We start from the raw sequence: 7327 nt of genomic DNA, 5'->3' as shown, positions 1-7327 counted from the left end.
GTCTTTCCTACCTGACGCGGCCCAGTAACCAGAAGTACCTTACAACAACCGCTCAGTTTTTCAATTGTCGTCTCCAAATGGCGTTTGATATACATCGTATGTCTTCCTTTATTATAAATTTAGAAAAATGGGTTTTTAATAACCTTCTTTTCCTTTTTATACTTCTTATCTTTCTTATTAGGTGTAAAGCCTTTGCAACGGCTTTGTACTCACTATGTATAACCTTTGTTGATTACCATGTACTACTTTCCCTGACAAATTCCATTCCCAGCCTGTATCAAGCGTTTTAACACACAGCGGCTTTGTTAAAAGCTTTGTTGAAAATCGCACATTTATTTTTAATCCCTGTCGTTACTTTCTGTCCCTGTCAGCAATAGTTCAGCACTAATCAACTAGCAGCTATCTTAAAAGCAATCTGTTGTACTACATACCAACAGTGAAAATAAAATTCAAAATTTTCATGTAAAACTACAAAAATTTCATGCCAAACTTATCCCTGGCAATATTGCGCAGATAAACCATTTCCTCTCGCTTTCGAAAAACCAGAACCCACACCGCATTAGTAACAACCAAACACAAGACCACACCAAGCACAAAGTTAATGATAGTAACCTCGGTGAATAACTTAGTATACAGCCACTTACTGACAACAGATGTCAGCAAAGTCACAGCAGCATATTTGAAATAATCCTTAAAATAGTCTTTCAGTTTGATCTCGATACTGTTCCTAAATAAAACATACGGTTCTACCCAGAAACAAGTCAGTAATGTACTGATAATCCCGCCCCAGATAACTCCGATAACACCGTAATGAATAGTAAGACACACAGAAGCAATCAAATTGATTACTGATTCTGCTAACGGCTTATAACGGTCGTTCCAATACAGGCCGCTGGCATCACGAAAAGCCAATACTGCTTTACGCATATACATCAAAAAAAAATTAATGATAAGCCAATTTACTATTGGTTCCTCAAATAAAAACCGTTTCCCCAGCCAGAGCTCGATAAGTTGATTGAAAAATACATAAAAACCACAGCTGACAATCATCGCCTGCCATGCAACTATAAATTCTATAACCTTAAAAATTTTTACTTTTTTTTCAACAGTTTCCAAAACAATAAGATTACCGATACTTGCAGTTACCGAAGCAAAAAACTGGCCGGCAAAACTGTTGACTGCGCTGATGACCAGATAATAATTACTGTATAAGCCAACAGCCGCTAGGCCAACGAATTTGGATAAAATCAGATTAGAGGTTGAAAAGACTGCCATGCCACCTATTTTATGCGCGATCATAGCCTTAACATTTTTAACAATAGTATTCTTAATGTCGCTATCCAATTTTTTTACTTCTTTATCCTGCAAAAAAGGGTAAACCTGATCAGCTTTTTTAGCCACTGCAAAATTTTCACAAATCGTTACCAGCAGAATCAAAACAATATACAGCCAATAGCTGGGATACACAAGCAAAGCAATAATTTGTAATACCGCCAGCACAATCTGCCCGCCGCTTTGATAAATACTATTAATATACTGCTTTTGGTCAGCAATCAGTAAATTGCGTTTATAGGAATAAAAATAACTGACGCCGGTATTCAGTAAAAAAATTACATAGAACCAATGAATATCAGTAACAGCATTCCCTTTGATAAACCAATCCAGCCATGGTAGCACACAAATACCGGCAATAATAATAAAAATACCAATGCCACTATACGTCTTTTGGAATAATCGCATCAAAGCTTTAACTGTTTCTGTGTCTTTTTCAGCCAGCGGCTTATACAAACTATAGACAATGGCTGACCCAACGCCTAACTCTGCCAACGATAACATAGCCAGCAAATTGGTAAATAAACCGTTGATACCTAAATATTCTATGGGCAATGTTCTTATAAAAAATAACCGTACAATAAATTGTAAACTTAATTTTATAACATAAGATATTGTAGAATATTTTATGTTTTTTCCAGATTGCTTGATTCTCATAATTCAACCATTAATATAAAATTCAACTAACTTTTATCTCGCTTTCCAAATATTATCAATGAATAATATTTAGCATTAAATACGTTCATGTGAACATATAGCTCATAATTCATTTAGTATGTGTTGAGTAATTTTCTTAACAACATCTATATTCTCTACATTAAATTTTCTTGCAAATAATGCTTTCGATTTTATCAGATTATTAAAATCACTACTTTTGAACACATAAGGATTTCCATGTTCCCAATCAATATAACGTAAAGCATTATTATATTTTTCATCTATTCTTTTTACCATTGCAAAAAAAGGAGAATTATATACGATTGTCTGAAGAAAAACTTCGTCACAACAAAAGCTATAACGATAATTTCTTTTTATATTTTCTCTTTGATCTAACACATACTTTGCTAAACTATGTGTTATACTAAACCATTGACTACCTTTTCTATAAACGGACCCTTCATCTATTTTACTTATTCCTAAAATATTTTGTACTGTACGGCTTATCCTATTAAATATTTTTGTAAAATATCTATAAAATAAATTTTGAGATCTATAACCGCCAACAAAAAAATAATAATATTTTACTCTTTTTTCAATCACAATATTTCTAACACATTCATCAAAATTTATGAATTCTTTCCCATTATTTTTATCAAAAAATTGATGAATATAATCCTGTGATTTCAAAGGAAGATCAACGCCCGATAGTAAATGATAATAATCATATTGGTTTTTACTAGCATGTTCTAACAAAAACAACTCTACATCTATTTGAGTAGTACCCCCCCACAAAACATTTATCTTTTTAAATATCTCGATTCTAGATTTTTTTACTAAACTTCTAAAATATTCAAAATCAAATTTTTTTACTTTAACATCTATATGTATATAAATATCATTTCGCATATCATCTAAAAGAATAATCAAATTCTCCAATATCTCAAAATCATTATGTGCAATTATTAAATATGCATGTTTTTTCATATACACACCTTTTATAAATTTTATTTTCTTACTTTTTCTACAAATTCTACAAACATTTTATAAAATGTTAAATTTAAAGAAATTATAATATACATTAATTTATTTTTTGATTTTACATTTAGATTCTTTAATATTTCTAATATATTTTTTTGAAAATACTTTTTTATCATTTCTGAAGTGACACCATTTGTAGGAACGTTAATTCTACCAAAAATAATATCATCTAAAAAATACATATAATGCTTATATAACTGACTATATGCCAAATTCATTAAATCAGGCTTTCTCACTTTTACTTTTTCTAAAATATTCTCACAGGCCAAAATTTTTTCAAAACTTTTATGATATGTTTTCTCATTCATAATACTATTTAATCGTTGACTATAATGATAAAACGCTTCAGGAATTATCGATACAACCGAAGTCTTTTCTAGCACATCTAATATAATCAGCATATCTTCATACAACTTACCTTCAGGAAATCTTACTTCATTAAAAATATTTTTATTATATAGTTTACACCATACTGCATTTGGGAAATTCTTATTATAAAAACACTTCTTTAAAACATTATCATTACCAACAAAAATTCCCTTCTCAAGCTTCCTAATGTAGGTCTGATCTTGTTTATCGATGTAGTAGCCACAAACTACAATATCACCGTTGACTCTCTTTATCTCATTATACAGTTTTTCAAACATATCGGATTCTATCCAGTCGTCGCTATCTACAAACGCAATATAGTCCCCCCCAGATATGCAAACGTCCAGGCCAGCGTTTCTTGCAGAACTTAACCCACCATTCATTTTATGTATCACTTTAATCCTGCTATCAATTTCTTTATATTCATCACAAATTTTACCGCTGTTATCTGTACTGCCATCATTAACTAAAACTATTTCTAAATTTGTATATGTTTGTTTTATTATTGAATCAATACACTGCCTCAAATAAAATTCTGCATTATAAACCGGCACTATTACGCTTATCAAATCATCCATTTATTTCACGCCTTTTGCAGCCAAATTTCCTACTGGAATAATTAACATCTTAATACTTTAATAACATCTTTCTATTCCATTGGCGATATTTTTTCATTTATTATTTCTGATATTTTAGTCACAATTTTATCGGAAGCATTACCATTTTCATACAGTACTACTTTTCTTCTAAATTTAGACAAGTTTTGCAAATAAATTTCTCGATTAAACCTTTCTATATTTTTGATAAGTTCCTCATTACTTTCTGCACATACAAACGGCAACTCTTCAAACCGAAATTTAAAATTTCTGTCTTTGCGATATTCATTAATATCATCAGCATAAATAAATACTGGCTTATTGCATAACATCATATCAAACATAATTGATGAATAATCTGTAATTAAAATATCTGCAGCACACAAAAGTTCTTGGCTATCTTCATAAAAACTTGCATTCACTACATAATCTGGTAACTCTATCTCTGTGTCTCTAATATTAGGATGCAATCTTAAAAATATGATCCATTCTCCATCAAATTTTTCTTTTAAAGTCTTCTTCAAACTACCAAAATCTACAAATCCAGCTTGAACATTCCCTTTTCTAAATGTCGGTGCAATTAAGCATATCTTAGTATAAGAATTTAACTTATAGAAACTATACACTTTTTCTTTTAACCAATTTTGTTTATTTATCAACTGATCATTACGTGGCAACCCGAACTCTTCAATTTTCCCTTTATACCAAAAATTTTCTTTTATATCTTTAGATTGTAATTTACTGCCTGATAAAAAATAGTCAATCATTTTAGAATCATGTTTAGCCGAATATATATAGCTCTTAGCAAGATGATTTTCAACTTCTTTTTCTGCTCTTTTTAGCCCAATTCCCCCATGCCAAGTTTGAATATAAATAGTACCATTTGGCTTAAATATATTATAAAAAAAATATTTTCTGCAATTATCAATCCAAACTTTAGCTGTTAATAATTCATAAACGGATTTAATTGAAAAAATTCTGATTTTTCTGATCTTATTAGGCAATATATACATTGATGGATTATCTAATAACCACACAATGTCCACATTTAAATTTCTATTTAATAATTCTTCTACAATATATTTCGGATTATCACTATATCCCTTTCCATAAAAACTACAAACTACAATTTTATTATTTTTAATCTTACAAAAACTACAAATAATATGTAAAAATCCAAAATATAAATAGCCTAAAATTATTATGATCCATTTTATCAAAGTATTATTTTTGATGATTTTTTTAAATTCACATTTATTCCTTGCTTTCGTATTTATATAATAAGTTTTTATTCATATCATAATGTTCAAAAATATTCAAATTCAGAAATTTAAATGCTAATTCACGCATCCATAAAGCTCTTAATCTATATTTGCTATATTCTAAACTTTTATAAGGATGATGTTTTACGCCCAAATGATGAGTATAAGCAACTGATAGGAAATGTTGTTTACATCGAATAAAAAACAACATATGTTCAGCAAGTTTTATATATTCAGGTTGCCATCCATTTAACTTTTTTATACTATCAGTTTTAGCTATAAAAAAGTTATTTACAAAATCACATTGATAAATATCTTTTTCTAAAAAAAGGTTACCGTTGCTCTCACTTTTAACCAGAACTTTATGCGAAGTTATTTCAATAAATCCATTATATACTTTATTAGTTTCTTTACCATTTAGTAAATCAATAAAATATTTAGGATGTTTCAATAAATGCAAAACACTAAATATACTGTTTAATTCTACTCTTTCATAAACTGATCCACCCAAAATATCCAAATTATATTCTTTTAGAAGTAATAATCCCTTACTTATATTAGTACGACTATCAAATTCAAAATCATCATCACATAATATAATATAATCAGTTTTTACATGTTCAAGCAGTATATTTCTTCCCTTTGATAAACCTATATCAAATTCAGTAACTATGTAATTTATATTTAGTTTTGAAAATTTTTCCAATATTGCATCTTTATAATTTTCTCTACTGTCGTCTAATATTATGATAGGAATATTGTTCAATTTTTGGTCTTCTATAGATTTTAATAAACACTCTAGACTTTTTAGTCGTTGAAAAGTCTTTATAATTATAGTAATGTTACTCATCTATAAACTACTCCTTCTACAAAAATATTTATACGTTTGTTCTAAAATTTTTCTTGGTGTCACTGATAAAATTCCCCTTATGCAAAATATAAAAGCGATATTAGTTAGACTGCAAAATTTTATCTTGTACATATTGGCACAAAATTTATAAATAAAATTCAAATATACTTTCCCATGTCTTCTACTAAGCATTTTTTCACCAGCACATACATTTACTAATATATTCGCTATATTTTTTACTATATACCCTTTTTGCAACATACGTACCCATAGCCAGTAATCTTCAAAATACGGCATATCCTGATAGTTGCCACTTTCTAAAATAGCTTGTTTTCTAAACATTACCGTCACATGATTAAAAGGATTACGCTTTTTAGCAAATTTTAATATTGCTGCTTGTGTTAAAGGAACCTTTCTGTAACCACTAATAATCTGAGGATCATTTTCAAATTCTGCTATCTGCCCACCACATAATGCAAGTTCCTTGTTTTCAATAAACTCCTTCATTTGTAATTCAAATCTTGTTGGCAGAGCTATATCATCAGTATCCATCCTTGCTATCAAATCATATTTGCAATGCCTTACACCATAATTAAGAGCTTCACCCAACCCAACGTTATTTTCTAAGGATAAAACTCTTAATATTGCAATGTACTTTTCTTCGTAATTAGCAATCGCATCATCTAATTCTTTAGTTAATGGTCCGTCTTTAATCAATACAATTTCATCTGCAGTTATAGTTTGGTTTAGTATACTGTCTAATGCTCGCTTCAGGTATTCCGGGTTTTCTTTATAGTAAACCGACATCAACACGGAAAATTCCACTTTTATTTAACTCCTTCGGTACTGCTTTTTGTCAGCAGAACTTTGAATGTCTGCAGCATGATCATCAGGTCTGTTTTGACGCTGACGTCCTGTATATACAGCAAGTCGTATATCATCTTGTCATAGGCACTGGTGTTGTATTTACCTGCTATCTGTGCCAGGCCCGTGATGCCTGGTTTTACGTTGTGGCGATAGTCATATTCAAGTTTTTGGGCAATAAACTGCTTGACGAAGAATGGTCGTTCCGGCCTGGGGCCGACGATGCTCATTTCGCCTTTCAGCACATTGAACAGCTGCGGTAGCTCATCAAGTCTGGTAGCCCTCATAAATCTGCCGAATTTTGTGATCCTTGGGTCCCCTTCCGCAGCCAGTACCGGCCCGCATTTGGCTTCCGC

7 protein-coding genes are annotated in these 7327 nt (G+C 30.4%); all 7 read right to left on the bottom strand.

Going from position 1 to position 7327, the window contains the following annotated elements:
- Positions 1–468: 468 nt before the first annotated feature.
- Positions 469–1887 carry a lipopolysaccharide biosynthesis protein gene (locus tag C8D73_RS11100; protein WP_146739231.1) on the bottom strand — a complete coding sequence of 473 codons (1419 nt, stop codon included), beginning with the start codon at positions 1885–1887 and terminating at the stop codon, positions 469–471.
- A gap of 204 nt (positions 1888–2091) precedes the next feature.
- Entirely contained in the window at positions 2092–2976 is an 885-nt protein-coding gene (locus C8D73_RS11095) for a beta-1,6-N-acetylglucosaminyltransferase (RefSeq protein WP_113078238.1), read from the bottom strand.
- A 20-nt stretch (positions 2977–2996) separates the two neighbouring features.
- Positions 2997–3977 (bottom strand): glycosyltransferase family 2 protein, encoded by a 981-nt coding sequence (locus C8D73_RS11090; protein WP_113078237.1) that lies wholly within the window; start codon positions 3975–3977, stop codon positions 2997–2999.
- 71 nt (positions 3978–4048) lie between these two features.
- Complete coding sequence (locus tag C8D73_RS11085) at positions 4049–5215, bottom strand: CDP-glycerol glycerophosphotransferase family protein (protein ID WP_170123217.1); 1167 nt, start codon at positions 5213–5215, stop codon at positions 4049–4051.
- Positions 5216–5249: 34 nt separating this feature from the next.
- A complete protein-coding gene (locus C8D73_RS11080) occupies positions 5250–6107 on the bottom strand; it encodes a glycosyltransferase family 2 protein (protein ID WP_113078235.1) in 858 nt (285 codons plus the stop codon).
- Complete coding sequence (locus C8D73_RS11075) at positions 6108–6932, bottom strand: glycosyltransferase (protein ID WP_113078234.1); 825 nt, start codon at positions 6930–6932, stop codon at positions 6108–6110.
- Between the two features lie 2 nt (positions 6933–6934).
- The coding region (locus C8D73_RS11070) for a sugar transferase (RefSeq protein ID WP_146739230.1) at positions 6935–7327 on the bottom strand (393 nt) is incomplete at its 5' end.

The sequence above is a fragment of the Phascolarctobacterium faecium DSM 14760 genome, from assembly GCF_003269275.1.
Taxonomy (GTDB): Bacteria; Bacillota; Negativicutes; order Acidaminococcales; family Acidaminococcaceae; genus Phascolarctobacterium; species Phascolarctobacterium faecium.
The sequence above is the reverse complement of the archived record's forward strand: the minus strand, read 5'-3'. Positions and strand labels throughout refer to the sequence as shown.